The organism is Bradyrhizobium sp. SBR1B, assembly GCF_014198205.1.
In the GTDB taxonomy this organism is placed as follows: domain Bacteria; phylum Pseudomonadota; class Alphaproteobacteria; order Rhizobiales; family Xanthobacteraceae; genus Bradyrhizobium.
Genome location: NZ_JACIHC010000010.1, coordinates 80,910 through 107,789, shown reverse-complemented (window position 1 = coordinate 107,789; position 26,880 = coordinate 80,910). Strand labels below are relative to the sequence as shown.

General features: G+C 57.2%; 15 protein-coding genes and 1 riboswitch. Of the genes, 10 read left to right on the top strand and 5 right to left on the bottom strand.

Translation table 11 applies throughout. The features are described from left to right. Window positions 1–82 precede the first annotated feature (82 nt). Window positions 83–286, bottom strand: a riboswitch (cobalamin riboswitch). A gap of 2,747 nt (window positions 287–3,033) precedes the next feature. The 4 genes from GGD61_RS24140 to GGD61_RS24130 all read left to right on the top strand — a co-directional run bounded on the left by GGD61_RS24140 (window position 3,034) and on the right by GGD61_RS24130 (window position 7,210). Further along, entirely contained in the window at window positions 3,034–3,870 is an 837-nt protein-coding gene (locus GGD61_RS24140) for a thermonuclease family protein (RefSeq protein WP_246785997.1), read from the top strand. An 8-nt stretch (window positions 3,871–3,878) separates the two neighbouring features. Beyond that, the gene (locus GGD61_RS24135) at window positions 3,879–4,622 is read left to right on the top strand and encodes a carbonic anhydrase (RefSeq protein WP_246785996.1); all 744 of its coding nucleotides are present in this window, start codon (window positions 3,879–3,881) and stop codon (window positions 4,620–4,622) included. A gap of 1,422 nt (window positions 4,623–6,044) precedes the next feature. Continuing rightward, on the top strand, window positions 6,045–6,275 hold the full coding sequence (locus tag GGD61_RS40620) for a hypothetical protein (protein WP_246785995.1): 231 nt from the start codon (window positions 6,045–6,047) through the stop codon (window positions 6,273–6,275). Further along, a complete protein-coding gene (locus GGD61_RS24130; RefSeq protein WP_246785994.1) occupies window positions 6,272–7,210 on the top strand; it encodes an acyl-CoA dehydrogenase family protein in 939 nt (312 codons plus the stop codon). Before GGD61_RS40620 ends, GGD61_RS24130 begins: the two co-directional genes overlap by 4 nt. Before the next feature lie 592 nt (window positions 7,211–7,802). Here the strand turns inward: GGD61_RS24130 and GGD61_RS24125 are convergent. Next, the gene (locus GGD61_RS24125) at window positions 7,803–8,450 is read right to left on the bottom strand and encodes an FkbM family methyltransferase (protein WP_183231370.1); all 648 of its coding nucleotides are present in this window, start codon (window positions 8,448–8,450) and stop codon (window positions 7,803–7,805) included. A 1,050-nt stretch (window positions 8,451–9,500) separates the two neighbouring features. Here GGD61_RS24125 and GGD61_RS24120 point away from each other — a divergent pair. The 3 genes from GGD61_RS24120 (at window position 9,501) to GGD61_RS24110 (ending at window position 13,463) form a co-directional block, all read left to right on the top strand. Continuing rightward, window positions 9,501–9,815 (top strand): co-chaperone GroES, encoded by a 315-nt coding sequence (locus tag GGD61_RS24120; protein WP_183231271.1) that lies wholly within the window; start codon window positions 9,501–9,503, stop codon window positions 9,813–9,815. Window positions 9,816–9,890: 75 nt separating this feature from the next. Next, on the top strand, window positions 9,891–11,531 hold the full coding sequence (gene groL, locus GGD61_RS24115) for a chaperonin GroEL (RefSeq protein ID WP_183231270.1): 1,641 nt from the start codon (window positions 9,891–9,893) through the stop codon (window positions 11,529–11,531). A gap of 384 nt (window positions 11,532–11,915) precedes the next feature. Beyond that, window positions 11,916–13,463: an acyl-CoA dehydrogenase family protein gene (locus GGD61_RS24110; RefSeq protein WP_183231269.1), complete on the top strand. Its 1,548-nt coding sequence runs from the start codon at window positions 11,916–11,918 to the stop codon at window positions 13,461–13,463. Between the two features lie 613 nt (window positions 13,464–14,076). On the opposite strand, the gene GGD61_RS24105 is transcribed toward GGD61_RS24110, so the two are convergent. Then, on the bottom strand, window positions 14,077–14,766 hold the full coding sequence (locus GGD61_RS24105) for a YopT-type cysteine protease domain-containing protein (protein WP_246786017.1): 690 nt from the start codon (window positions 14,764–14,766) through the stop codon (window positions 14,077–14,079). Between the two features lie 4,397 nt (window positions 14,767–19,163). Between GGD61_RS24105 and trpD the strand changes: the two genes are divergently transcribed. The 3 genes from trpD to GGD61_RS24090 all read left to right on the top strand — a co-directional run bounded on the left by trpD (window position 19,164) and on the right by GGD61_RS24090 (window position 23,003). Then, a complete protein-coding gene (gene trpD / locus GGD61_RS24100; protein ID WP_183231267.1) occupies window positions 19,164–20,177 on the top strand; it encodes an anthranilate phosphoribosyltransferase in 1,014 nt (337 codons plus the stop codon). A gap of 242 nt (window positions 20,178–20,419) precedes the next feature. After that, window positions 20,420–20,602, top strand: a complete 183-nt coding sequence (locus tag GGD61_RS24095) for a hypothetical protein (RefSeq protein WP_183231266.1) — start codon at window positions 20,420–20,422, stop codon at window positions 20,600–20,602. A 1,090-nt stretch (window positions 20,603–21,692) separates the two neighbouring features. Beyond that, window positions 21,693–23,003 (top strand): peptide ligase PGM1-related protein, encoded by a 1,311-nt coding sequence (locus GGD61_RS24090; protein WP_183231265.1) that lies wholly within the window; start codon window positions 21,693–21,695, stop codon window positions 23,001–23,003. Window positions 23,004–23,276: 273 nt separating this feature from the next. On the opposite strand, the gene GGD61_RS24085 is transcribed toward GGD61_RS24090, so the two are convergent. The 3 genes from GGD61_RS24085 to GGD61_RS24075 all read right to left on the bottom strand — a co-directional run bounded on the left by GGD61_RS24085 (window position 23,277) and on the right by GGD61_RS24075 (window position 26,588). Then, on the bottom strand, window positions 23,277–23,942 hold the full coding sequence (locus GGD61_RS24085) for a 2OG-Fe(II) oxygenase (RefSeq protein ID WP_246785993.1): 666 nt from the start codon (window positions 23,940–23,942) through the stop codon (window positions 23,277–23,279). Further along, the gene (locus GGD61_RS24080) at window positions 23,932–25,161 is read right to left on the bottom strand and encodes a GFA family protein (RefSeq protein ID WP_246785992.1); all 1,230 of its coding nucleotides are present in this window, start codon (window positions 25,159–25,161) and stop codon (window positions 23,932–23,934) included. Before GGD61_RS24080 ends, GGD61_RS24085 begins: the two co-directional genes overlap by 11 nt. A gap of 566 nt (window positions 25,162–25,727) precedes the next feature. After that, on the bottom strand, window positions 25,728–26,588 hold the full coding sequence (locus GGD61_RS24075; RefSeq protein WP_183231263.1) for an electron transfer flavoprotein subunit beta/FixA family protein: 861 nt from the start codon (window positions 26,586–26,588) through the stop codon (window positions 25,728–25,730). Between the last annotated feature and the right edge of the window lie 292 nt (window positions 26,589–26,880).

The window sequence follows — 26,880 nt, the reverse complement described above, 5'->3', positions numbered from 1 at the left end:
TTGGGGACAAGGCCATGGCGGACGCAGGCAGGGAAGTCGCGCGAGCGACAGCTGCTTGACGCACCACCGAGACACCCCGCCCGTGGACCGATCTTGTCGGGGCAGGTCTCCTGGCTTGCTGGTCATCGCTACTGTCCTGCCTTCCCAAAGCCGCGCAGGCTTCAGTGACATCGTTGGACAGTGGCTCGCAGCTCACAGTTGCGGGGGCAGCGCCGGCATTTGCACCGGCTTCCCTCTTAGCTCCGGTTCAAACAGGAACCGGAGAACCTCGACGACACGGATTATTCGCTGGCGAACTTTCCCGTCAACCTCCCAGATCATATGGCAAGCAAATCTGCGACGTCTGACAAGCGATTGATCATAAGCGAATCGCCGTTCTCAATGACTAGCCGCCACGTAGAGACGGTCTCTAATCCGCGACGTCGTTACCAGGGATGTCGAAATGAGCATCGGGAACTGCCTTCGGGTGGCTCTGCGCGCGAGACCATGAAAGGACAAATCCAGCCTTCGTGGCAAGACCCACCGCCGCTTCGAGCAGAATGCATTCGACGCGGCATCGGCTCCAGCGGCTCGCCCAGCACGCTCGCCCGGGGCTGCTTCTGGGCTAAGGATCCGCATCGAATAGAGGCGCTTCGGCGGAAATCGATCTCCATACACCACGAGCAGGCTAGTTGCCTGCCAGCGAACCTTTTTTCGACGGCGACTGACCTCCGCTTCGTGTCGTTGGTCAACATTCAGGTCGAGCGAAGAAGTCTATAGCCAAGCACACGCTTCAACGACGAACGCACGCCAAAACTCGTCAGGTACTCCGGCCGAGCCATTTGCCCCTTCGGGTGTGGGACAGGGGTGAACATGCTGCCCCGGATAACCCGATTGTATGCATCGACACGTTCGCACGTAGGAAAGGAGACAAGAAGATAAAAACGGGAGCGTGTTTCCGGCTATCGCCTGGCACGAAGAATGCAATCCGTCAACATGCCCACACTGCTCCTGCTGGGCACGTCTAGCTCAGCCAATTGAATGCTGTCTCGGACGGAGAAGTTAGCGGCGCGTGACACAGGCCAGCGCGCGCTTGCGCCGAACAGCCTCATCTTCGTCGCTAACTTCTTGCTCTCGTCAGAGCAGGTTCAAGGTCACCTGCTAACGCCGAGTCTGGATGAAATGGGATGGGCCGATCTAATGAAGAGGATGTTTGCAAGACCCCTGCTACGGTTTTGTTTGGGTGCATCTCTGATCTGCCTGACCTGGCCGGCCGCCATGAGCAACAGTATTCGCTCTATCCACAGCCCCGTGATCGAGAGATTCAAGTCAACTTGGCGAGCGCAGGATGGTGAGACGCTAGAACAAATAATCTCCAATGGTCGAAGGTGGCACAGTTCGTCCCTCAAATGCGGGGCGCCCTTGAACTTGGCGAAAACGACTTTGTTTTCGTTTCGTGGACCAGGCACCAGAACAACAAATCAGACGAACAGTACGTTATCACCTGGAAGATCACGCCCGATGGTACGACTGAACTTGCGTCAACTTATGCGAAGCCGATGGAATTAGGCTGGCGGGCGCTGGCGCTCTCGTTGATAGCCAGTGAAGTCGCAGCTGGCGATAGACACGCAAACCTTCGCTTTCTACATGACCCGATCAACTTCAACTTTGTAACTACCCCAAAAGGCCAGCTCGGCGATCTTCTTCGGCAAGGCCGATGTACTATCGGTCAACCTGTTGGAGTGGACTACATCCCGAAGGGCAGTGACAAGCCGAACGAGAAACGTGATCTATGGCGTGTTCTTCTAATAGCGGACTGTAATATCTCTGGGCCACGTTATCTTACTTCACCATCTATCTACCGGAGTCTGGGGCGCTGCGCAGCTTTCGAGATGCGGTTCGCCTGCGCCTGCACGGGACGTGGCTAGAGGCCGATTTCTCCCCAAATCAGCTCTAGAAGTTCTGGCGTTTTCCGAGTCCCACGATGGCGCCTTCGCGCCATGCAAAAAGAGTCGAGAGGACACTCCCCCGCTCTAGATTTCCTCGCACGAATTCGTCTGCACGCCATAGATCCGAATTTGCAGCATAGAAAAACGCCTCTTCAATTCTGTTCCACCTGCCCGGGCACCGTCTCTGGTTGAGAACTCGGCTCTGAGTCGCCCATCCACTTCAAGCGCGTAAGAGCAGACTGGTCGTTCACGAATGGCAGCGCCCATATCATTCCCATTTGTGCGGCGAGGTGCTTGGAAATGCTATGTAACTTGAGTCGGCCAAGCCACACCAGAGCGACAATCCCTAGGTGGCAAAGGGCAAGCGCATGTTGCGATGAAAAGCTCGAAGCTGAATTGCATAGGGACAACGATGAGTCGTCCAAACAGATGCGCACTTTACGTCTCTCAACGCGCTCTACGGCCTCAGCTCAAATTACGGCCTTCCACTCCCGGAGGAATCAGGCCGATGCAGCACCCCTGGTAAGCCGCTAGAGATCGTCACAGGAGTTCGTCTTAGTCATAGGCTATGCAGTCTTTACACGAAAACCCTTAGCGCGAGCCAATATCCCGAAAGGGAGGACCGACGCTACACTATTCGATTGGCATCAACGACCATCTGAGTCAGACAAACGAAGGCTTCGCATTGGTGCGGCCGTCCATTAGCCTAGCGAGCGTTTAGGCCGTACTCCATCGCGACTTAAGTGGGTCAGAGCCAAACCAGGTCTCTTTTGTAACCCCTGCCATTTTATAACTTTCATCGCCGTCGTCGGAACCGACGACTAGGCATTTTCCCAATGCACTTCTTTACCACCTATCGCCCCGTTACTCTTCCACCTCACTCGACCACGCCAAGACGCTCAGCATTCCGAGCGGTAGGTTTGTCGGGCATCGTGAGCTCAACGCCAAGCGACGAAGATCGCCTCCTCCAGTCTCGACAGGGTACGCTGCGCTTTCAGTGAGGAAGCTGCCGATGTCCGCACTTGCCACACGCACCGCGAAAGAATTCGCTTGATCCTTACGCGGCGTCAGGTCGTAGCTTCGAAAACCACGCTAGGCTGCCTAAATGCACATGTCTGAATACGCCGGCGAAATAGCGTTAATCGTGCGATTGAGCAACCGAATGCGTCCGCACCGTATCGCGCCAGAGATGGGCCAGGAGCGAAAGGTTATTGCCGGGATGAAACGCCGAGGAATTATGTTCGCACTTCTCGCTCTCATCACATCTCCGGTCTGGGCCGCGACACTCAGAGGTGCTCCACGCATTCTCGACGGCAATACGATCGAGATCGAGCAAACCAACGTTCGGCTCTCTGGGATCGACGCTCCTGAGACAGATCAGATTTGCCTCGACGCTCAGGGTCGCAAATGGGCCTGCGGCGTAGCTGCTCGCGACGAGCTTATCAAGAATTCGAATGGGCGGACGTGGGATTGTCACACCCAAAAAGTTGACGAGTATAGGCGGGCCCTCGGCAGCTGCTTCATCGAAGGCGAGGATGTGAACGCCTGGATGATACGCTCGGGCTGGGCACTATCGGCTGGTGCATCTCGCCACACCTACGTCGTCCATGAGTTAGTGGCAAGCACAGCCTCTGCGGGGCTGTGGTCCGGGGCTTTCATCACTCCCGGCGACTGGCGCGGCCGCAACACCAGCACGATTATCGTTGGTGCGAAGACGGTTCCGATCAACGCACAGGAAATCCTGCTAGGAGCCCTCGTCCTATCGGAACCACCATCACCCGAGTGCCGAATAAAAGGCATTCTCGCCCGCGGCGAGCGCATTTATCACCTCCCCGGAGACTCCGGTTACGAGCAGATTGGTATGACGAACACACGCAGCGAGCGCTGGCTGTGTAGCGAAGCTGAAGCCGAAGCCACCGGGTGGCGGAAGGCAGCGCGATGAGGCGACACATGCACGCAGGCCAATCTCCGAACATGTACCGTTCATCTAAGTTCGCGCTTTCGCGCCGGTCCCTGTTGCTGGTTGCGGGTTCGACAGTTTTCATGCGGTTAGGCAATACCCCTGCCGATGCGAAGGAAGCAAACTGCCAGCCAAAGCCAGAAAACCTGCTCGCGCCGGATGCTGCCCTGAAGCGGCTGCTGAAGGGAAACGATCGTTATGTCCAGGGCGCACCACGATCCGACGATTTCAGGCGCGAGCGCCCGGTCTTGGTCGAAGGCCAAAATCCGTACGCGGCGGTTCTGACCTGCGCTGACTCTCGGGTGGCGCCCGAACTTATCTTTGACAGCGGACTAGGTGATCTGTTTGTCTGCCGCGTCGCCGGCAACTTCGCAAACGATGATACGCTCGCCAGTATGGAATATGCGGTTTCCGTCCTTAGCACGCCGCTTATACTTGTACTCGGCCACGATCATTGCGGTGCGATAGACGCCACGATCAGGTCGCTCCATCAAGATAAGCCGCCGCCGGGCCACATTTCATCCCTGGTCACTGCACTTGCTCCCGCCGTAAAAGCATCCCTCGGGAAAGCCGGCAACATAGTCGCCGAAGCAACCCGGCAGAATGTGATCGATAACGTCAATAAGCTCAAATCGACGGGCCCGCTTCTGAACGCTGCTGTCGAGCAGAACCGACTAAAGGTCGTGGGGGGCGTTTATCAAATCGACACAGGCAAGGTCGACATTGTGTGCTGATGCTAGCACCTTCACATCCGCGGCAAGTCATCCGCCGTGTGATACAGCACCTTGTTTCCGCGCCGCTTTGTTGGTCGGTCGTTTACAACGACTGCCCAGATACCATCCGCTCTACAATTGTCTCCGCTTAGGGATGCCTTTCGGTATGCGTGGCCTCTTAGTTCTACTGCTCTTCTACCTCCTGATGTTGGCAACGCGTGGCCAGCACCAAGAAGCGCACACCGCGCGTCCGACAGCCTCCATGGTAAAGATTGAACACCAAACCCAATAAAATTGTTTCTGCAGCAGGCCGCAATGAACGGCGTTGCGACTTTGAACTCGAGAGCCCGGGATAACTTCAAGAGTTTCAAAAGTTTCAACCGCCAGATTTATCGCCGGTCATGCTCTATCACCGCGCTCTATGGCGACTGAAGCTCAGACAGAGCTATCAGGGCGGCTGCCCCCGCGCGGGCGGTAAAGACACGTCTACCCGCATCAGCACCGGACCGGCGGCAGCGACGGCCCAGGGTCAACGAAGCTCCTGAATGTGCGCGACCTTCTTGTTCGGTACAGCAGCAAGTCGGGCGCATCTGCTGCTGGCGAGCCGCGAAAGCTCCGAAACCTGACACGCCTCCTTTTCGCTTGGAAGAGTGGGGCACTTCTTTGCGATCGGCTTGAATCAGACTCAACGGTGCGATTGCCGCTTCCAGAGCGCCCTGGACGCTTGTTGGATGCCTGCGCGCCGCCGGCCACTTTTACTACAGCGCTTAGCCGCCGCTACACCAACTCACATTGGCTGTTGGTCGTGTCGAGAGTGCGTAACGGGCCTCAAGTTTTATAATGAACTTTGAATACGGCCCGTCGCCGTCGAGATCCGTCTCCCTGGTCCTGCGGGGCGGCTTGTTGAGCAAATGACATCTTCGCCTGAAAGCGGACAGACAGACACGAGCATTTTGCGGCTGGGCGGAGTGTTCTCACGCGGTTCAGACACGGCAGCAAGACACCATTAATGGCACGTCGATTGCTGGGCAGATGTAATAGAAGCCGTAGGGCTGGGCGCCGTCCCGAGCGCAATAGCGGAGTTCTGGGCTTGGTTCGGCTCGGCTTGTCTCAAATGTGACAACACGTCCATTGGAGAAAATAAATGACACCGCTCGTTGATCGCGGACACCGGAGATCTAGTAGGGCAGAGACGCCCCTAGATCGCAGCCGCCTTCCATTGCTTGGCAACGCGCCTCAATACAAACAACAGCAGTATCTCAGCGAAGCTTCCGGGCCTCCCTCAAGGCGGGGAAGCCAACGAGTGCAATCCTATACTTCCAGATCAACTGCGAGAGCTTCGAGAATGCCGTCTAACCGCTATCAGCCACCTAGCTCCGTCACGCGCTCAATCCACATGAGTGACGCCAGGCGGTGATCGGCTCAACACAAGGAGGACGAATTGTGAACGCTCCACCCGAAGCGATTCCTGCCGAAACCCATGCCACGGCTGCGACCTGGGCTAATCTGTCCCCACTACTTGTTGAGATCCGTGAGCGTCGCAACGAGTTTGGCCGGGCACAGAAGATTCCGAAAGAGATCATCGACGGCTTTAGACGCGTCGGGGTTTATCGCGCCATGGTCGCCAAGCGTTTTGGGGGCGAGGAGCGGACTCCAGCGGATTTTGTCGCTTGATCGAGCAGATTTCCCAAGCCGACGGGTCCGCCGGTTGGGTCGCTAGCTTTGGGGATGGAGCTCGCTATCTCGCTGCTCTTCCGGAAGAGACGCTTCGAAAAGTGTACGCCAATGGACCTGACGTCGCATTGGCCGGCGCGATTTTCCCGCTCCAGTCCGCCAAGCGATGCGCCAGCGGATTTGTCGTGAACGGCGTGTGGCCGTTCGCGAGCGGCTCGCCGGGAGCGGATCTGATAGGAGTTGGCATCACGGCCGAAGACGATCCGACGAGCGACCTCCCGCATGTAGCGGTGATGCCGGCCCAGAAGGTGACGATCCGGCCTAATTGGGACGTCATTGGCCTTCAAGGCACCGGAAGCCACGACATTGTCGTCAGCAACGTCATGGTGCCGGAGGAATGGACTTTGATCCGCGGCGGTCCATCGACACTTGATGGCCCAATTTATCGTTATCCGGCGGCAGCTTTCGCGGCCCAGGCGCATGCGATTGTCGGACTCGGGATTGCGCGCTCCGCGATAGACGAGGTGACTACCATGGCCGGAAGTCGCGCCTCGATCACTGGAGCGCCCGTGATGGCTGAGCGTGGTTATGTCCAGCTTGAAATCGCGAAAGCCGAAGCCATGCTACGGTCCGCTCGCTCCTTTTTTTACGAGGCCACGGAGGAACTGTGGACGCAAGCACTTGCGGGGGAGGTAACTCTGAGCGCCACAATGGTCATGCGGCTAGCTTCAACGAACGCCGCACGCCAGGGCGCCGAGATCTGCAGGCTTGCAAGCGGTCTTGCCGGAACTGAGGCGCTCTATACCGGAGGAACTTTGGCGCGCGCCATGTGCGACAGCTTTGTCGTTGCCCAGCACGCAGCTTTAAACGAGGGATCGCTCCAGAGCGCAGGCCGCGCCCTACTCGGAAATCTGATACAGCCGGGCTACCCATGAAGCGAGTCACGTACGGCGAGGCACGCGACGAGAGCGGTGGGCCAAGCCTATATCATGATAAGGTCGACTGCGAGACTTGGCTCCCTTGAGTTCCGCCCTTGGTTGCTGCTGGCGAATCCGCATAGGGGGCGTTTAAACGCCGCAGGAGATCGCATCGGGGAAGACAGCCGCCGCGGTCGCCAAAGACAGCCAGCCCTCAGCCTTTGTGACGGAGCGGCTCTTGGCAAGCCGCGTCCAAGTTTTGCCGGCCTGGGGGAGTCGCACGCTCAGGCTCGGCGAGATCTGCCTGAAATCGTAGCGACTGTCGGTAAATCGGAACTGACGTGTGTGAGCGCCAACGCCTTGCCGTTGGATCAGCCATTCGGTTTTTGGCCCGGTCGCCCCAGGTCCACTCTCTCTGGGTCGCGTGGAGCTGAAGATCGCCATAGCGCTCCCGATGGACCGGCTGGCTACGTACAGGCTCAAGGCTGCCTGACGCTGCACTCTTCATATCCCACCACGACATCTGCTTGCCTCGACGATCGTGTGGTGCAGCCCCACGTAATTCTGCTAGTCAGGTCCCCAATGAATGCGGCTCTCGCTGGAGAAGGCGCTAGCCACGCATATTTTTGAGCAATACATCGCCTTCCACCGCGCGCGGATAGTGTGACGCCACTTCAAATGATGGCAACAAGTCGAGAATTGCTTGCAGGGTCAACTGTCCTTCGTAGAGCTCGCGGTCACTATATTCGGTGTAGATGAATCGCGTGTTGCTCAAGGTCCGCATGCCGCCGGCGATGACGTCGGCTTCGGCACCTTGAACGTCCATCCAGATAAGGTCGACATCGTCCAAGTTGGCTTCGCTGCACCAGTCATCCAGCCGCCGTGTTTCAACCGAGACCGGATTATCAAACCGGACCCATTCATACTCGGTAAGATGGTTCTTTGGACGGCGGATTGAGCCTGATAGGTCCCAATCTCTTGCATCCCCGTCAGCGTTGCATGGGTGAAAGTCGATCGTCCCGTTTCGATCACTGATAGCGATTTCAAGCAACGTCACCCTATCGAGGGATGGGCCCAGATTCTTCTTGAATCGAGCAATCGCTCGGGGATCCGGTTCAAAGCAATAGAGCTCGGGTTGCGGGCATAGCTCGAGAAACTTTTGCGTATCAGTCCCGTCATTGCATCCGATATCAAGGATGACGGGGTTCGGTTTCTGAAGAAGGGAGACAATGTGCTCATGTACTTCTACGGACGACACAGCTGCTTTTCCATGGTGCGCGGAGATCAGATCAAGTTCAACTTCGAAGCCCATTCACACGCCAAAAGCTTCTGAACAACGTATATTAAGGTATAAACTTTCATTTAGCTGCCGGTTTCCATTGTCTACAATAGGTATTTGAGGTGCCCTCAAGCAACCTAGCGGCGCAGTTCTCGAACGCAGTCGAAGATGCGTCCTCAGTGAGGCAGATCAGCCTTACCTCTTTCAAGTTGCCGACAGCCGGCCTTCGGTTGAAAGTAACCGGTCGGTTTATTCCGGCGTACCGAACGGCCGTCATCGACAGATTCAACCGATCATCTCAATGACCATTGCGGGAAATGCGCTCTGCCGAGTGTTGCTCACCACCTCAAATCAGCAGACGGGATTTGCAAGTAGCTCCTGCCGCCCCTTTTCTCGTAGCCACCTGTGCGGAATGAACTCGTGAAAGCCCGGTGCACTCATTGCGGCACGCAAGCAAACTGTGCCTTTTTCTGTGCCGTCGATGTGCGCAAGCGCCCATCCATTCAACAAGCTTTGGGCGACCGCGACAGGACATCGACAAGTACAATTCGATCGCAATCTGATTGAAAACCAACTTCTTACAGGAACCCGAGTTGCATTCTCTCGAGATCGCTGCATCTGCACGCACTGAGCTGGGGCAGATTCGACGAGCCGCTCTTCGACAAGGCTTCTCGACCCACAATGCGCCGATCACTGCTGCAAGACGGCGGCGCCGCGGCGTCAAGCGCATTCTTGAGACAGATATTAAACGCCGCTGCATTTTAGTCGCCTAACGCTCGCGGCGGGATATTGACGTATCCGCGGGATCGATACAGGTGTTTTGAGGACGCAATGTCACTTTCACAACGGCCGAGCGGACTATGCGCGCCAGCATGTTTGTTTCCGGACAAAGTCGCGCCTACGCCGGGCGAGGCTTCAGCAGAACTGCATTGCTAAACCGCCAAGCTCGTTTGTGGTCTGACTCTTGCTGTAATCGGGTCGGTCACATTGTGTCCATCTTCAAATCGTCCAAACGCTCAGGAGACCTCTATGAATTTCCGACCACTTCACGACCGCATCGTGGTTAAGCGCATCGACGCCGACGAGAAGACGGCTGGTGGTATCATTATTCCGGACACAGCCAAAGAAAAGCCCTCGCAAGGCGAAGTTATTGCAGTCGGCCCGGGCGGACGAAATGAGAACGGAAAGCTAATTCCGATCGATATCGAAGTCGGTGACCGGGTGCTGTTTGGCAAATGGTCCGGCACCGAAGTCAAGATCGACGGCCATGATCTGCTGATCATGAAGGAGAGCGACGTGTTGGGCGTTCTCACCGATGTGTTCTCCAAGAAGAAGGTCGCCTAATACTGGGCTCGCCCTCGGAGGAGAGCCCTCCGAACGCGCTATAGGATGAACTAGTAGGAACTCAGGGAATTCTCTATGACAGCCAAAGAAGTCAAGTTCGGAGTAGATGCGCGGGATCGTATGCTGCGCGGCGTCGACATTCTCGCCAGCGCCGTCCAAGTCACGCTTGGTCCAAAGGGCCGCAATGTCGTGCTCGACAAGTCGTTCGGCGCACCGCGTATTACCAAGGACGGCGTTGCGGTTGCAAAAGACATCGAACTCGACGACAAATTTGAGAACATGGGCGCGCAGATGGTGCGCGAGGTGGCTTCGAAGGCCGCGGACGCTGCCGGCGACGGCACCACGACGGCGACCGTCCTTGCGGCCGCAATCGTGCGTGAAGGTGCCAAATCGGTTGCCGCTGGCATGAACCCGATGGACCTTAAGCGCGGTATCGACCTCGCAGTCGAAGCCGTGGTTGCGGACCTGCAGAAGAACTCCAAGAAGGTAACCTCCAACGACGAGATCGCCCAGGTCGGCACAATTTCTGCCAACGGTGATGCCGAGATCGGCAAGTTTCTCGCCGACGCTGTGAAGAAAGTCGGCAACGAGGGTGTCATCACCGTCGAGGAAGCCAAGTCGCTCGAGACCGAGCTCGACGTCGTCGAGGGCATGCAGTTCGACCGCGGCTACATCTCGCCCTACTTCGTCACCAACGCCGACAAAATGCGCGTTGAGATGGACGACGCCTACATCCTCATCAACGAGAAGAAGCTCTCCTCGCTGAACGAGCTGCTGCCGCTGCTCGAGGCCGTCGTGCAGACCGGCAAGCCGCTGGTTATCGTCGCCGAAGACGTCGAAGGTGAAGCGCTCGCGACCCTGGTCGTGAACCGTCTGCGCGGTGGTCTGAAGGTCGCGGCCGTCAAGGCTCCGGGCTTCGGCGATCGCCGCAAGGCCATGCTGCAGGACATCGCAGTCCTGACCGACGGCCAGGCGATCTCGGAAGATCTCGGCATTAAGCTCGAGAACGTCACGCTCAACATGCTCGGTCGCGCCAAAAAGGTGATGATCGACAAGGAGAACACCACGATCGTCAACGGCGCCGGCAAGAAGGCCGACATCGAGGCGCGCGTGGCCCAGATCAAGGCGCAGATCGAGGAAAGCACCTCGGACTACGACCGTGAGAAGCTCCAGGAGCGTCTGGCCAAGCTCGCTGGGGGCGTCGCGGTGATCCGCGTCGGCGGCGCGACCGAGGTCGAGGTGAAGGAGCGCAAGGACCGCGTTGATGACGCGATGCATGCGACCCGCGCGGCGATTGAGGAAGGCATTGTCCCGGGCGGCGGCGTCGCCCTGCTCCGTGCAGCCGAGCAGCTCAAGGGCCTGCGGACCAAGAACGACGACCAGAAGACAGGCGTAGAAATTGTACGGAAAGCACTGTCCTGGCCGTCACGTCAAATCGCGATCAACGCCGGCGAAGACGGTTCGATCGTGGTGGGCAAGGTGCTCGATAACGAGCAGTACTCTTTTGGCTTCGATGCGCAGGCGGGCGAGTATAGCAATCTCCTCTCCAAAGGTATCATTGACCCCACCAAGGTCGTGCGCATTGCTGTCCAGAACGCATCCTCCGTGGCCGGGCTGCTGATCACAACGGAAGCGATGGTTGCCGAGTTGCCGAAGAGAGCCACGCCTGGTCCAGCGCTTCCTGCGGGCCCAGGCATGGGCGGCATGGATTTTTGATCCACATTCCTAAACTTTCCACGACAACCAAAGCCCTGGCAGACGCCAGGGCTTTTTGCATGGAGCCGCCTCCGGGGCCCTTGCCATCCGGGAAGATAAGGTCATTGGCTTTTCCTTCGCGGCGGCCGGACCCGACGAAATTCTCCTGTACCAATCAGTCGGCGATGGTGGGAGCGGCGGTACGATGATGAAGTGATCAATACCCATTTTGACTCTTTAAGCTGCCTTGCTTGACGCGCAAAAGCTCGGCTCAGCCTGTTGACTTTCGACCCACTTAACCAAGCCTATACTAGCTTTCATTCACAGTATACCAATGTGTAGCGAAGCCAGCCCCTCGGATGAATTGGCAGGAAACGTGATCGGGATGATTATGGCGTTATGCCGATGTACACCCAAGTTCACGCTCAATTTCAGGAGACCGAGGAACGTTCAGCTGAAGGTCGTGCAACCGCACTATACTCCAGTTTGACTTCTGACCTCAGTCAGTTGAATTTCGCAGATGCGGATGATCGCCGCGCATTCCCTCCAACCCTACATAGCATGTTGGCAAGGCATGGACTGTTCGGGCTCACCGCATCAAGAGAGCACGGTGGATTGGCTCTCCCTTTGCACGAGGCCATCGACCTCATCTCCGCCACGGCATCGTTTGATGTCTCAGCGGCATCGACCCTCGTTATCCATAATTTCCTCGCCTTACCCTGCATCGAAGCGGCACCGCACATACCCGAACAAGGCCCTATCATTCTGGGTGCAACACGTGGCGATCTCTGCGCTTTCGCCTTGACCGAACCTGGCGCTGGCTCTGCCCCGAGACATATAAAGGCTTCCGCTTTCATCCAGGAAAATACTGTTCGTATCTCCGGTCGCAAAATCTGGATCGGGCTCGCTGATTGGGCTCGCTGGATTGTTTGCTTTGCGCGCGCGTCAGGACCGAACGATGCCAAAGGTCGGCTTGTCGGTGTACTCGTTGACAGGCAGGCTCCAGGCCTAAAGGTGACGCACGAGCATCGCACGCTCGGTCTACGTGGCATTATTCAGAATACACTGGAGTTCGAGGACGTCGAACTGCCGCGTTCCTACGTGCTCTCTCGCGATCAAGACGGCTGGGGTGCCGCGACATCGAGCATGAACCGTGGTCGTATCGGGGTAGCTGCTATGGGTCTTGGAGCCCTTGAGCGCGCAATTCAGGTCGCGGCCTCTTATGCAAATCAGCGCCGGCTAGGTAAGGCGCGCATGATCGAGAACAGTTACATCGAGCAGCTATTTGGACAGATGGTGCTGCGGCGGGAAGTAGTGAAGGCGATGCTGGCTGCGTCCTGCCGGCCTATTTCAACTCACAGCGGGCCAAACATCCACCTTGCGTCGGCGACGAAGGTTTTGTCCTCAGAGTGGTGCGGCCTTGTGGCCGATCAATGCGTTCAGTTGCTGGGCGGCCGCGGCTACGACGAGGGAACGCCCCTGGCGAAAATTTACCGAGACGCTCGCATCCTCCGCATCTTCGAAGGTCCGACTGAGGCGCTCCTATCCCATCTCGGCCGCTGCCTCCTCTCAAAGGCCACGCGCCACGAGATAGCCGATCTGTTTCAGTCGATTGGAGCGCCATCAATCCATGCTGCTGTAATCGATGAGCTCTCCGGACTCAACGAGGCTGACGGCGCCGTACTGATCTATGCGGGTTGGCTCACCACATTGGGACTGGCAAAGGCTATCATGTCTGCTCATTGCTTCTCGGCCTCAGATTGCGCCACGGCCGCCGCCGACCTAGTCAGTTCTGAAATAGCATCTCTCCGCACTCGGGCGCCGGCACGACAGTCCGTCGAAACCTGCAGCCGGGCCAATCGGAGACTAGCCACCTTTCTTGACGAAGCGGCTTGCTCTATTCGCTCACCCGTTCTGACAGACGATTACCTTAAGTTGGTGCAGTACGTCTGACGTCGCGCATGTCGGACGTCATTCATAATGGTGGTCCTGTGCGTGCGGCGAAACTTCGCTACTGGCTTGGCCGCTCGCTCCAAGATCGATAGCCTGGCGCTTTTGCACCCTGCTGGCCCTTCTCGCGGGCATGCGGGCACATCCGGCTAACAAGACCTCTTGAAAGCGGGTCTGTGGTCCTCGAACCTGTGAGTCGTCCGCTAGGTCAGACAGGGGGAGCCTGCAGGCCGCCTTTCCTGAATGGACCGCGTTGGCCCGTCAGCTTTTCGAAAGCTAGTCGGTATAAATTGATATTGAAGTTAGCGGCACGTGGTAGGGACAGCGCTAGCCCCGAGTATGCGTGGGGATTTCGGCGCCGAGTCACGTTTCCGCTAACTTCAACCAATAGGGTCGGCGCGGCAGAAACAGATCCATCCAGTCCGACCGCCGCCGAGACGCGCCCGCGCTCCTTCCGGCGCGAGAGCGGGATCAGATGCCCAAGGCCAGGCGATGGTCTTAAAATTATGTCATTTGGTTAGCTCTCAGGAAGTGAGCTCGGCGTGTAAGCCGTTCGCATTGAGCGATGAGCCTCTGCGAGCGGGGCATCCGGTAAGATCCGTTGCAAGCTGCCCCCTCACGTCACCCTCTGTGTGACCACATTGGATATATTAAGTCCATTTAAGCTGCTGTAACGCTCGGCTAGGCTTTCAAGCAACCTACCCATCTGCTCTGATCGCACAGTAAATTCCCCATGGTTAGGATCAAAGAGGGTCGTCATTCCATCCGAAGTGGACGTCGCAATTGTATGTGCGCCACGTCCAGAAAAACGCAGGCCGACCAGATAGACTGACGGATCGTTGGTGAGCTTGTTTGCGATTCGGGCGGTGCGCCCCGATGTACCGAACCTATATCGCGTCTGACCGGTGGAGGGCTCCAGACCGGCTTCCCGCAACATAGAGCTTTTCGCTTGCAAATTGAGAGACCCTTCCGCACGCTCGTTTTGTAAAAGTCTCTTGAGCTCTTCATAACGCTGCTGTCGCGTTGCCGCCGATCGATGATTTTCAGTGCCCGGATGCAAGGCCCTCATGCGGGTTGAAGGGCTGCTTGGGAGATTAAGGAGCCATTCCGCTGCCAACCCAACGCAGATTCCGCTGACATTGGCCCCGGGCAATTCAGCAGTCCTGTAATCGAACAGAGGCCGGACAGGGCTGGTTGCAGAGGATGTGCCTGAACTTGAGGACAGAGAATAGGTGCTAGAGGGCGAAGTACCTGAACTGTGAACATTTCCATCTGAGGTATGTGGCTTGCTACAGCAGAGACCCATTCTGTCTGACGATTCCTCAGACACCAGACCCTTCCGCCAAGCCAAACCATTAAGGGTTTGCACGAATTCGCTACTGTTTGCGTGCCAGCTTGGCTCCTCGGCTTGATTAGGCTGTGTAAATTGGCCACTCACTCGATTGTGCATGCCGGTTCGCCTGCTTCTTTCAGGGTAAGTTTTTTAGAGAGGCGCGCACTGAGCTACACCACGCCACAGAATGATATCGCGGCTAGCTGACGGCGAGCTGACCACTGGGTAAGCAGAAGAACGCTGACGTATCCAACAGGGATTGCTTGTTCCAACACCCGTGGCCAGAAGCTCGGATGCGGCCGCGGGCTAGCGACCCAGTCACGAAGCGCAAGATTGTGACATTGCGGACCCTTAGGTTTGCAACCTGGATACAGTTCTTGGTCAAACTTGCGCCCGTTATTCTGCTCGACATCATTCTACTTCAGGCCCCGCCCGTACCCCTGCAACAGGCGCTCGAACACACAACGTGGACGTCGCGGTAGGTGAGCACCGCACCAGTGCTTCCTCTCCCGGCTGGGCTCACCTGCGCTTTTATCATGCTGTCGCTCTCATCCGCGCGAATAGCGATGCCGCGTCTGCAGGACTTAGTCCGACGACTCCTACATAGCTCGGGGACGGCATCGGAATGTCTCGGTAGGTGGGTCTCCACATGTGAAGGCAATATCGGCTGTTATTCACGTACTGCGAATGTGGCGGATGCAGCTGCATGACGCACTCTTCTTCATCCCAGAACAAGTCTTTGACAAAGCACATCTCATCCCAGTTCGGACAACGCCGCGGGGTTGAAACAGCCACGTGCTCCCAGCCAGGACGGGCAAATGCACTTATCTTGAGTTCACACCCGCAAGGCCCCTGCACAAAGAACAGACCGCCAGGGCCGGACCCTGGAGCAGTAGCGAAGCGACCTTCTATAACGCGGCCGGCTTCCAGCTTGCCAATTATCTGCGCTCGCACGCCTGCTCCTTTGCCTCTCGGATCGCCCTGAAGTCTACGTAGATGACGTTGTCTCGCCATAAGTCAAGCTGCTCGGTTCTCGGCGCAGCCTTCCAAAACCAATCTATAGTGTACCATCGCCAAAAGCCGCAGATGTCCATCATCTCACTTTCCTCTACTAATCCCCTAATGCTCGAAACCGGCCCCTTGGACACTGGTTGCCCGTGCATGGGCGGTGCATGATCTACTCGACGGGTCCTCTGGCCATTTGCATCTCTCGCCACTGTTGTAATCCACCATTCAGCCCAAGGTACAGAAGGTCGTACCAATCCAGGTCGCGTTGATCGCTCACCAAGCGACCCTACCCGACACGAAATGAGCGGCTCTGGGCGTCACCTCGTCTTCAGTTAATTAGCCTTCGTCGTGGCATGCCCTCTTTTTTCCCCTCGGTCATCTACATCTAATGATTCATCGATGGTGACTGCAGTCTGCTCGGCGCGATACTGCCGCTTCCCGAGAAATCGGCTGACCAATCATGACCGCCTCGGCAGGGCTGAACAGGCCTAATGCGCCATTTATGTGAAACTGATTCAGTTTTATGCCGAAATCGGGTTGCAGTTAAACGCAGCCTCTTGGCGTGAGCTTTCTCCGAACTAATAGGTCTGTGGGCTCGCCTACTATCTCGGTCGTAAGCTAGCGGTCAGGTACAATGATTAGTTGATTTCATCGATCGCAAGGGGAGTATCAGCCGATTTTTCGCGAGCAAGATGCTGCCCCCAGCGTCTTGTCTACGGTATGTCGTTTGCGAGCCGCTCACCCGTTGCCGCCAATGCCCGTCATGTTGACGACAGGCGTGTCGCGAGCCCTACATCGCGCAGCAGCTCCGTGTGGCAACCCACCTCATAAGCGCGCTGACGACCGTTCGAGCTGGTGGCACGTCGCTTGCTGTTCTCAGATCCGACCTCGCCGTACCGAAGACATCCGGCCAATCAACCGGCCGAATGCTCGCCGCGCAACGAATATCGGTTCCAACACTCTCTTATGAAAAGAGGACTGCAAACCTATGGGTGATAGGAGGCACGCAAAGCTTGGCATTTATGGTTTGGCCGGCGCCCAGCGAGATGAAATGCCACAATGGCGCGCAACAAAGCCCTCGACGATCACGCATTTAGACGCCTATCGTCGCTCCCGGCACGTGCAGAGGAAGTGGAACTGGGGCCTTTTAGCCGCACTGCTCATAAACGCGCTGCTCTGGGCCGGTCTCTGTTGGCTCATCGCAGCCTACTTCTGAGAAACCCTCCCGCATAGCAGCGAGCGGCTACAAGGACACCCCATGTCAAAGCCGAACGGCCGCTAACAAGCCGATGCCGGCGCGGACTCCGCACTGCACCTTGATAGTCATTGTTGCTCCGGTGGCGCGCGGCAATGTTGACGCATGCTTGAATTATCGACACGGAGAGCCATGCAGCGCTAACGTGCTACTTGGCAGCTTAGCGTCCGGGATGGCATTCCCGCTTCAAAGGGTTTGAGTGCACGTGTGAACCAGCGCTCGAACTTTTGAATTTGGAAAATCTGGCTTTCGAGAAGCTGCGGAATCAAGGTGGCCTGAAGGGCCAAATCGGGAGGCTGGTGGCCTCTGCTTTCACCCGCGGGATACGACAGTCGCGCCACCTCACCTCATGGCTCCGTGTACGCCTCGTGCAGCTATTGGCTTGCTTGCTGACGAATATGTGACCCGCGCTCGCACCGAGCATAGGGCAACTGGCTTAGGCCCCTCTGAGCAACGCTCTAAAGCTCTCGCTCGGGCCATGCCTCGTCCTCGCTCCTGCGCATCTGCCACACCTGGGCGCGCCACGCCAACTTTTCGTATTCCAAGGCAATCTTGAGAAGCCTGTCCTTGGCTTTTCCCTCAACGAGCGCAGCCGCCTTCTTTCGCGTTGCTTCCGCGCGGCTTCGCCAATGTTCGGTTTGGTAGAGTTTACTCTTCGTATTCATGCCAAGAGCATGCACTCTGTAGATCAACGAATTGCGACACCGAGGCTCCGTATCATCACGTAGCGGCGACGCGTGTGGGGCCCGGCGACCGAAGTAGTCAGTCCGAGGCTACAGTCAGTAGTAAGAACTGGCTGAGTACGCACCGCAGGCGGCGCTCGCAATCCACAGACCGCACGATAGCTTCAGACCGTCGACACACTATGTGACTTGAATCGAACGTAGCGTCAGATTGTACGGTCCTGGACAAGTCGGGGATCACTCCAATATTCGAGATATGTCTAAGATGCCCGGAGGATCACAAACGGCTCAAGCATCTTCGCTCGCCTGGGCCGCCTTATAGAGTGCCAAACATCATCATACACAGTTCACCCAGGGCTGTTGCTGGCCATATGGTTGCTGGACCGGCCACGGAAGGTGCCGCGTCTGTCACGCCGGACAAATGTCGAGCTCTATGAACTGACAACCGCAAGCCTGAAGCAACGAGCTTCGCCGGTCCCGCTTCGTTAAGCAGATCGACCTCTCCGTTTTGCGGCTAATGGCGCTCAGCGCGAAAACGAAAATGCTCGACCAATTCGAAAGTACGTTATGATCCGAATACAACCACCTTCCTTGGCCTCTCGCCTCAGAGCGTATTGCCGCACCATCGCTGTCGGCGCCGCAATGATAGCTGCAATGCTCGCACCGGTTGGTGCGGGTGATCGACCTCCAACCTCAGAAGAGACGCACGCTTGCATGGATGACGTGTTCCGGCTGTGTAGTCGTCTGATACCCAATCGCACCGCCATCTCGGCCTGCCTGATATCCAACCAAGACGGTCTCAGTCCGAAATGTCGCTACGTGATCTCCGGGCGGGACGTCGGCAGAAAAAGCAACGGAACGAAGTGAAAATGCCATAGCCCCGTCCGAGTCCAAAAGTCCTCCAGCACGGCGCACAGAACGTTGCCCGAGTTCGGCGAACAGCTCACCGATCAGGCGAGTAGGCCACGGGGACGCGTCTATTGCTCCGAGAGGGCCGTACCGCAGGATGTTTAGAGCTGGTCTCTTGATTTCGCAGAGCTCCGAGCTCAGCATCGAATCCAGTCAGGATCGACGGGGTACGTGAGGAACAAGCGCTCAGCTTGCAGCGATGGCAGGCCCGAAAGCCAGACGCCCTGCGGTACCGTTCAAGCATCTCCACCACACGGCCGTGACAAAGCAGTTGTTGGGCATCGGGTAACAGCGGAGCTCTGACTAACTGCGGTGTCCTCTCGACGGCGCCGTCGATGGAGAGAACTTGACCCTCACGTGGCGTCAGGTTGTAGCGTCGCCCGCAATGACCACGTCCATCCTACGGGCCATCGAGATCGGTGCGGTTTCGCGAGTGCGAATATCAGAGCACTCGGCTGCGCCTTCGCTTGGCTGGCGGACGGGGCTGGATTGAACATAGGAACTTATAACATTCCATGGAACCGCTGAAGTCGATCATCGCCAAAGTTGCCACCGGCGCTACTCTGACGCGTGAAGAGGCTGCGTCGGCGTTCGACAGCATGATGTCGGGCGACGCAACTCCCTCGCAAATCGGCGGCTTGTTGGTCGGGATGAGGGTTCGTGGCGAGACTATCGAAGAAGTTACCGGTGCTGCATCCGCAATACGGAATGTAATGCCAAAGGTGGACACGCCATGCGGCGCTATCGATATTGCTGGCACGAGCGACACCGCCATGCGTTCGCTCAACGTATTAACCTGCGCTTCCTTCATCGTCGCTGGGCTCGGTGTTCCCGTTGCTAAGAATGTCAACCGCGCCATTTCTTTGAGATCCAGCACTGCCGACGTGCTCGCACGCCTGGGCGTAAAGGTCGATCTTAGTCCTGACGCTATTGCGCGATGTGTGCGTGAAGCCGACATTGGTTTTATGTTCGCCTCGGCTGACTATCCCGCGATGCAGCGCATCAGCCAGATCCGAGGCGTACTTGGAACCCAGACCATGTTCAATCTGATCGAGGCTCTCTCCAATCCCGCCGGGGTTAAACGGCAGGTCCTTGGAGTGTTTACTCCTGAATGGGTGCAGCCTCTGGCGTACGTTTTGAAGAACCTTGGCGCCGATTCAGTATGGGTTGTTCATGGCTCGAACGGGCTCGATGAAATATCCCTCAGCAACACAAGTTTTGTTGCCGCAGTTGAGGCCGGTACAGTCCGCACTTTCGACGTAACGCCGGAAGCAGCCGGGCTCCCGCGGTACCGTGCCGGCGCACTGGAAAGCTGCGATGCCGAGAGCCACGCCATTTCGTTGCAGAACGTGCTTGATGGCATGCCCGGTCCTTTTCGTGATGCTGCGCTTCTGAACGCTGCGGCGGCATTGGTGGTGGCCGGGCGAGCCTCGAACCTGCGGGAAGGCGTGGCGCTTGGACGAGAATCGATTGATCGCGGCGCTGCAGCCGCTCGCCTGAATCGCTTGAGAGCGGTTTCTAACGCCTAACAGCCGGGCTGATGCTGCATCATTGCGATCAACTGTGCCACTTACGCGCGCAAGATATCGCAGCCGCAAATGGGGTCACTTCCGAACTCGCGGCAGCCTGGCCTTCGTAAGCCCTGGTCAAAATAATCACACCGAGGGCGCGGCCTAATAGCCCAGCCTGGTTCGACTGGAGGGCGCGGAGCCCCGATTGCTGAGGTGAGGTCCCGCGACGGAGCGCCCAAAGCGCAAGGAGACAACCGAGAATGCCCTGGCAGAAGATGGAAGCACTTGGAACCATCGCAACAATAGAACACATCATTCGGAAATTTCGGGAATTGATCGATACAGATAGCTCGATCCCGCCAGAGTTGCGGCGAGCGCTGCACGAGACGCTGGATGGGCATCTTCTGGAAGCAAAACAGCGTGTCCTCCTGAGAGCCAATTAGTTCCGTGATGCCGGCTCTACACGCCCAGAATTTGTTAGACCGGTGTCTCGCTTTACCCACATCCCCCGTGACATGCTTGCGGTCAAGCCGGGTTTTGAGCTGCTTTCTGATTCAGCGAAGGCTGCGATTGCCATCGCGCCGTGCCGCATGTCCCCGGCTCTGTCAGAGTAATCTTCGAACGCAAGCCGGCATACGCCTGTTGAGCAACGGTACACTTTGCCGGAAGTCGGCGACCGCCTTGCTCTGGGCGTCGCCGGCGCATTTGCCGCGTCGCTGAACAAGGGCTTCCACAGCGAAGCCGCAATCGCTCAGGCGGCGCTGAATACTTGCGATCCCCATGGGCTGCCCTTTGCGGCGAGCATGAGCTTGGCCAGGTTCCTCGCCAAAAGGGGGGTTGAATCTGACGTAGCGTTAGTTCGTACCCTCTTGAGAGTAGCATCTATCAGGGTGTGAAGGACTTCGAATGCCTCAGCTGGTCAGATCGGCAGACCCATCGCCGCACTTGCTCGTCAACTCCAATATCAGACCGTTCGAGAGGGCTGGACGAGGAGTTGCAATTTGCATCGTTGGAGTTCGCACTTCGTTTTGGAGCGCTCTTCACTTCGGATGCGAACGATATGGCTGCCAGGGACTGCTCTGCTAAACAGACGAGGAGGTCAATACGTGTCCGGAGGGACCATGTGGCGCTGCATTCCTGAGGATGACCACACCTCTCGCGCAGCGGCGACAGACCACGCCGGGAAGAAGTCCTGGGCGCCTAAGTGATCAAGTCCTGGCAGCGAGGAGTGAGCGGGAAGCGTTGATTGCATATGTTTGGCAACGGCGCGCGCGGCGCTGGATCATGTCACCCAGACCATTCTGAACACCGTGCCAGGTAACAATCAGCGCTTTTGCGAGCGGCCCGCCAGGCGACCCAGCTATCAATTGACATCGGCAGATCGCACATGCGCCGTTCTCTCCCGCTAAACTTTGGTGGCAACGCGGCGCCACGGACTCCCTCTTTCTCAGAGCTTCACAACGCCACGGCAAGGCTATCATGGTTACCCTGGCGGTCCCATCTTGAACACGTCCAGATGCCCGGAGGTCGCGAATGCCGCGGATTTTGATCATGAATGCCGGTACGCCTCAGATGTCGGGGGCCCATCTAACAAAAGCCCAACTCTCGCTCGCTGCCAACTCGGCATATCGCTCAGCGTGGTTTGCTCAGGAGGGTGACTTGCTAGTCTCACCGGTAGAGATCCCGGCAACTCTACTATCCTTCATTGGAGCGACGCTCAATTTCGATGCATCGAGCCTTCACTTGATTGTACCCACGACCCGTCAACCAGCCATTCTCGACGATTGTACGTTGCTGTCCAAGACTATTGTGGAGCGGATTGAAAGGCATACTCCTCAAAACTCGGCCTGGCGGCTATATCCCTGTTACTCTACGGAAGGCGTCGCGCGCCTGGCAGCCAGGCTAGGCATACCTAAGACCGGCGACGACTTCGCTTTGCAGCGCGGGCCTGATCTGTTGAATCGGAAGAGCCACTTCCGTCAACTAGCAACAAGCGCCGCACTTCCGCTCCCTCAAGGATCAGTCGCCACTGACCCACATGGTCTATCAAATGCAATCACCTCCCTCAGGTTCGAGACCGGCATGGTCATTGTCAAGTTGGATAACGGCGCTGGTGGCGTAGGAAATGTGATCTTGACCAGCAATAAGAGCGATCCGTTACCTGGAGCCAGAGATACTCGCTGGACGTCGTGGCCATCGTTTGATCCCAAAGCACTTTGGTCCGAGATGACAACAGCATCGTGTAAGACGCTGGTTGTGGAATCGTACCATTTAGCCCGATCGTTGTTCTATCTCGAGTATGCAATCCAGGATGATGCTTCAATCGTCTTCATCAATAGTGGAAGCATACGCCTACGCAAGAGTACAGATCGATCCGAGAGAGCTCTGATTTGGACTGGGCTTGAGCTTCCAAGCGACCTGAAGAACGAGCAGTGGTTGACCGCCCAGGCGCATGCTTACCGATTTGTGGCAGTAGCGCGAGACCTCGGATATCGCGGAATGATCAACATTGACGCGATCTTTGCAAAAGACGGCCGATTGCTGTTCAATGAAGCAAACGGTCGTTGGGGCGGCGGCTCGGTGTTGCACAACATTGCCACCCGGCTGCTAGGCTTCGATTATTCCGGTCGCAACGTTATCCTGTCTGTGAGAGATGTGCGATCAGCATCCTTCCAAGCGGCGCTTGATCGCTTCGTCAAAGAAGGACTACTATTCGACCGCACCCGTAAAGAAGGCGTGATCCCGCTTGCCGCCGACGAAGACGCCGGCACTGTCGAGTGCGTGGTGATTGCGTCCGACAGATCTGCCGCGCGCGATCACCAGCACAAGCTGTTGACGTCTTAGCAATCAGATCGTCGCCCGCTCAATTCTTTCGCCGCGCGAACATTTCTCGCGCAGCCGCTGGCGCGTCGCTGTTTCACACCGCAACAGAGATTGCTACAATCACGGAGCTCACTTGTCGCATGGGTGCGTGGTGCCTGCCTATGGGTCGATCATAGTATAGCATCCGTGCGGAGGTGTCTCCGACTTGCAGGAGGACATCTGACGACAAGGTGAGCCATTAGATTCCTGAGAGCTCGCCCCCACCACTCGGAGAAGCATATCAGGCGTGCCACTTCATGGCTGAGCGGTGGACCTTTCGATAATCCGGCGGTTCGGGCCACTGCGTTTTGAACAGAAGTACACGAGGGAGCGGCGCTCCCCGCTTGAGACCGGCTTTACTTCATGCCGGACCTTGCAGGTTGTGACGAGCACGGCGCCAAACGGAGGACGAAATACGTGCTGCTCGTACCCCGTTGGATACACCACAAATTCGCCGCCCTCGAAATCTCTCGCAAGTTGCACAATGACCGCGTATTCAAAATCTGGATCACTCTCCGCATCCAAATGGATGCCGACAAAGGACCCTGGCGGCAGGCGGTGTATTTGGCATCGACGAATCACGTAATCTGAGGCTGCTCCGATTATCTTTTTGAGCGCGAAGCTACGGTCTTTCCTTTCAAGTAGCTCCATAATCTGCCCTGAAGCTGTAGCACTCACGTTCCGGGGCGTTTGGCCAGGCGGATCCAAGCGAACGCGCTTGACAAAGACGCTGTGAAAGTCGCCGGCATCTCCCTCGCGTACTTCTTCTTCTTGGAGTTCAGCCTGAAGCCGGTCGATCTTGATCAACTCCTCCTGGGTGAACAATATCTGCGGGGCGATCACGACCGTCCCCTTTACCAACAGCTCTATGCGATACTTTGTCAGAACCTCTTCTGAAAGCAGACGGGATTTATCGGTCATTGCGCGTGCCATCCGAACTCACTCCTTGATCTTCAAAGCATGTTTGGGGGTCCTGGTGCATCGACGCGAATGCTTGCTCCCAATGCTCACCGTCGAACTCAGTAATTCTTATGCGCTCCATCGTCTTTCTATCCAGGCATCGAATATTTATGCTGAACCCGGAGGGGTTCGACCTCGGCCTGTAGAACGGCTTTACACCACAAAGTCGGCAAAACGTGTGCCGAGCAATGTTCTTGTTAAACTGGTAAGTAGTGAGGAATTCCTCACCGCACTCGATGTGGAGCTTATCGGCAGATACGAGCAAGTGGACAAATCCAGACATCTGGCAAATTGAGCAATTGCATCGCACTGCCGAGATTTCTCGCGGCGCACTTACGTGGAACTTGATAGACCCGCAATGGCAACGGCCATGATGCAGGATTTCGGGGTGATCATCACCCCTGCGCGGGGCAGGTACAAGAAGATCGCGGCACCACTGGACGCTGAGCCCGTAGGCTCGTTGGAATTCGTGCAAAAAGCGATCACGACGGTTAGGCTGCACGAGTTCACCAGTCAGCCGGCCAGTCATTTCCCCGTGGTACTTCTCCGCGGGATCTTCTCCGCCGACATGGCCGCTGAAATATTCAAGATCGTCTGGCCGCGCCTTAAAGGTACAGGCCAGGCTGATCCAAAGCGACTGGATCATCTCCGCAGCATGGAGCTCAAACGCCACCATGTGGGCGCAGCGCACCAGGGCATCGTTCGAGGACAATCCGGCATAGAGGGAATGCAAGTACCGCGCGGTCCTGGCGCTATAGTTGGGCAGTATAGCTTTGCCGAGTAGCTGCGAGGCATCCTTTCTCAAGAGGTTCGAGTGAAAGCTTTCTGTCGACAAAATATCCGGTAGCGCGGCTTTGCCGCCCTTCAGAATTCTTCCATGACCGCCGGTCTCATCCCAACAGATGAAATTCGCGACCACGCTGGTCAGTTCAATATCTCTCGCAATATCCCGATTGAGACGAATTGCATCGAATATGAGCTCCCTTTGCGACCCCGCGAGCAGGTAGGGGAACGCCTGTGACATCGCCAGGTATTCGGGTAGCAGGCTGGCTACCTGATCCTCCGACATCGACACGGCGAACGGATGTGGGCCGAAGACAAATCGCACGTGCTCGGTCAAGTACTCGCAGGATAGCTTCGACGTCTGATCCGGTGGCAAACGAGATGCTTGAGTTGTCATTGGGCCTCTTCAGTTAGAATCGAACGGTCTTTGACGAAGCGACTTCGTCCGGACCAACTTTTAACCGGCCTGAGTTCATTGGCTTGAGGGGCCTATGAATGCGGTTACTTTGGAGGCCGGTCCTTTTCGCGGGCTCCTCCGCGATGGCAGACGACGGCATTCTGAATTCTGATCGTGCGCGGCGAAGCCAACGCGTTGAACAATGAACCGGTGGGATCCGCTCGGATTCCAATTCGCCAGTCGTCGGGTCCCACTAACGCTCGCCGGTCATGATGGACACTTCGCTGCGCACTCAGTCTGGCCTGACGTCGCCTGCGCCAGTGCCGCGCCTGGTCTCACGACGTGATTGCTTCGCTAGTGGCAAGAAGCAAGGGCTTTCCACGATCTCGAGCGCGGCCGAACGGCCGTGCTAGCTCGTGTCACGACAATCTGAGAGCAACGCCGGGTCTCGACTGTGCCCGTAGCGTGATCGGTCGAACACAGGTCGACATGCGTCGCTGCATGTCGTGCGCTCCCCTCGAGACATATGCGGCGTGAATACATCCTTTGCATGTTCTTCACCTACCTCACCGAGGGTCTCCAGACCGAGCTTCGCGAGCAAGTGTCGCAAGATCGGCTTCGAGTTTGGGTTGATGCGTGAAGATTGCATCTATCAGCGCCTGCGCCGGTTGCTCAGCAGCCTCAACCACTACAGCCCTTTCACCCCGCGCGGAGGGAGCGAAGACACGCTTGACGACAGTCGGCGAGCCCTTGAGCCCGCATTTGGAGATCTCTTCGATACCGGCGTCTTGCGCCGTCCATTTTACGATTTGGGCACGCGCGGCACGCAAGGCATCCGTCATCGCGCCCCGCCGAATCTGATTTGTGGCCTCAAGCATTGTGATGAGGCAGGGCAATTTCGTATGCAATATCTGCACACCACCCTCGGAGCGTCGTTCGGCTTCAATTACCTGAGCGGCGAGGTCTAAGGATTTGATCTTGGCAACATAAGTCAGCTGCACCACGCCCAGTCGCTTTGCTATGCCTGGCCCCACCTGCGCAGTATCGCCGTCGATGGTCTGCTTTCCCGTGAAAATGAGGTTTGTCGGGCCATATTGCTTGCCGATTTTCCGGATCGCGGTTGCAAGTGCATACGTTGTGGCCAGCGTGTCGGAGCCGGCAAAGCAGCGATCGGTGAGTAGGACGGCGCGATCGGCTCCAAACGTCAGCGCTTTTCGCAACGAGTCTTCTGCCGATGGGGGTCCCATAGTAAGCACGGTTAATTCGCCGCCGAACCGGTCGCGGAGCTCCAGCGCTGCCTCGAGCGCGAAGAGGTCATAAGGGTTGATGATGGTCGGCACGCCCTGACGCATGATTGTATTCGTCACCGGATGGACACGGATCTGTGCCGAGTCCGGAACCTGTTTGATACAGACGACATTGTGCACGGTATTGCTCCCAAAGCGGCATAGCTGCGAGGAGAGTAGCAAGTGTTGTACCATTGCGCCCTGCCTTTGTACTCGGCCGGCGATTAACGGCTCATACCCGAGTGTGCGCCGCTCTATGCTCCTCATGACGAACGAATGCTGACAGAGGTCGGGGCTCCGACAGCGATGTATCGTACGGCTCGTCGGCCGAGCGACGCAAAAAACGGACCGCCCGCTTGATGACCGCCGCTATCACCTTCGGGCCCGGTTCGCAGCTCACGCGGGGTCGTCGCCGCAACCCGGCCACTACCCT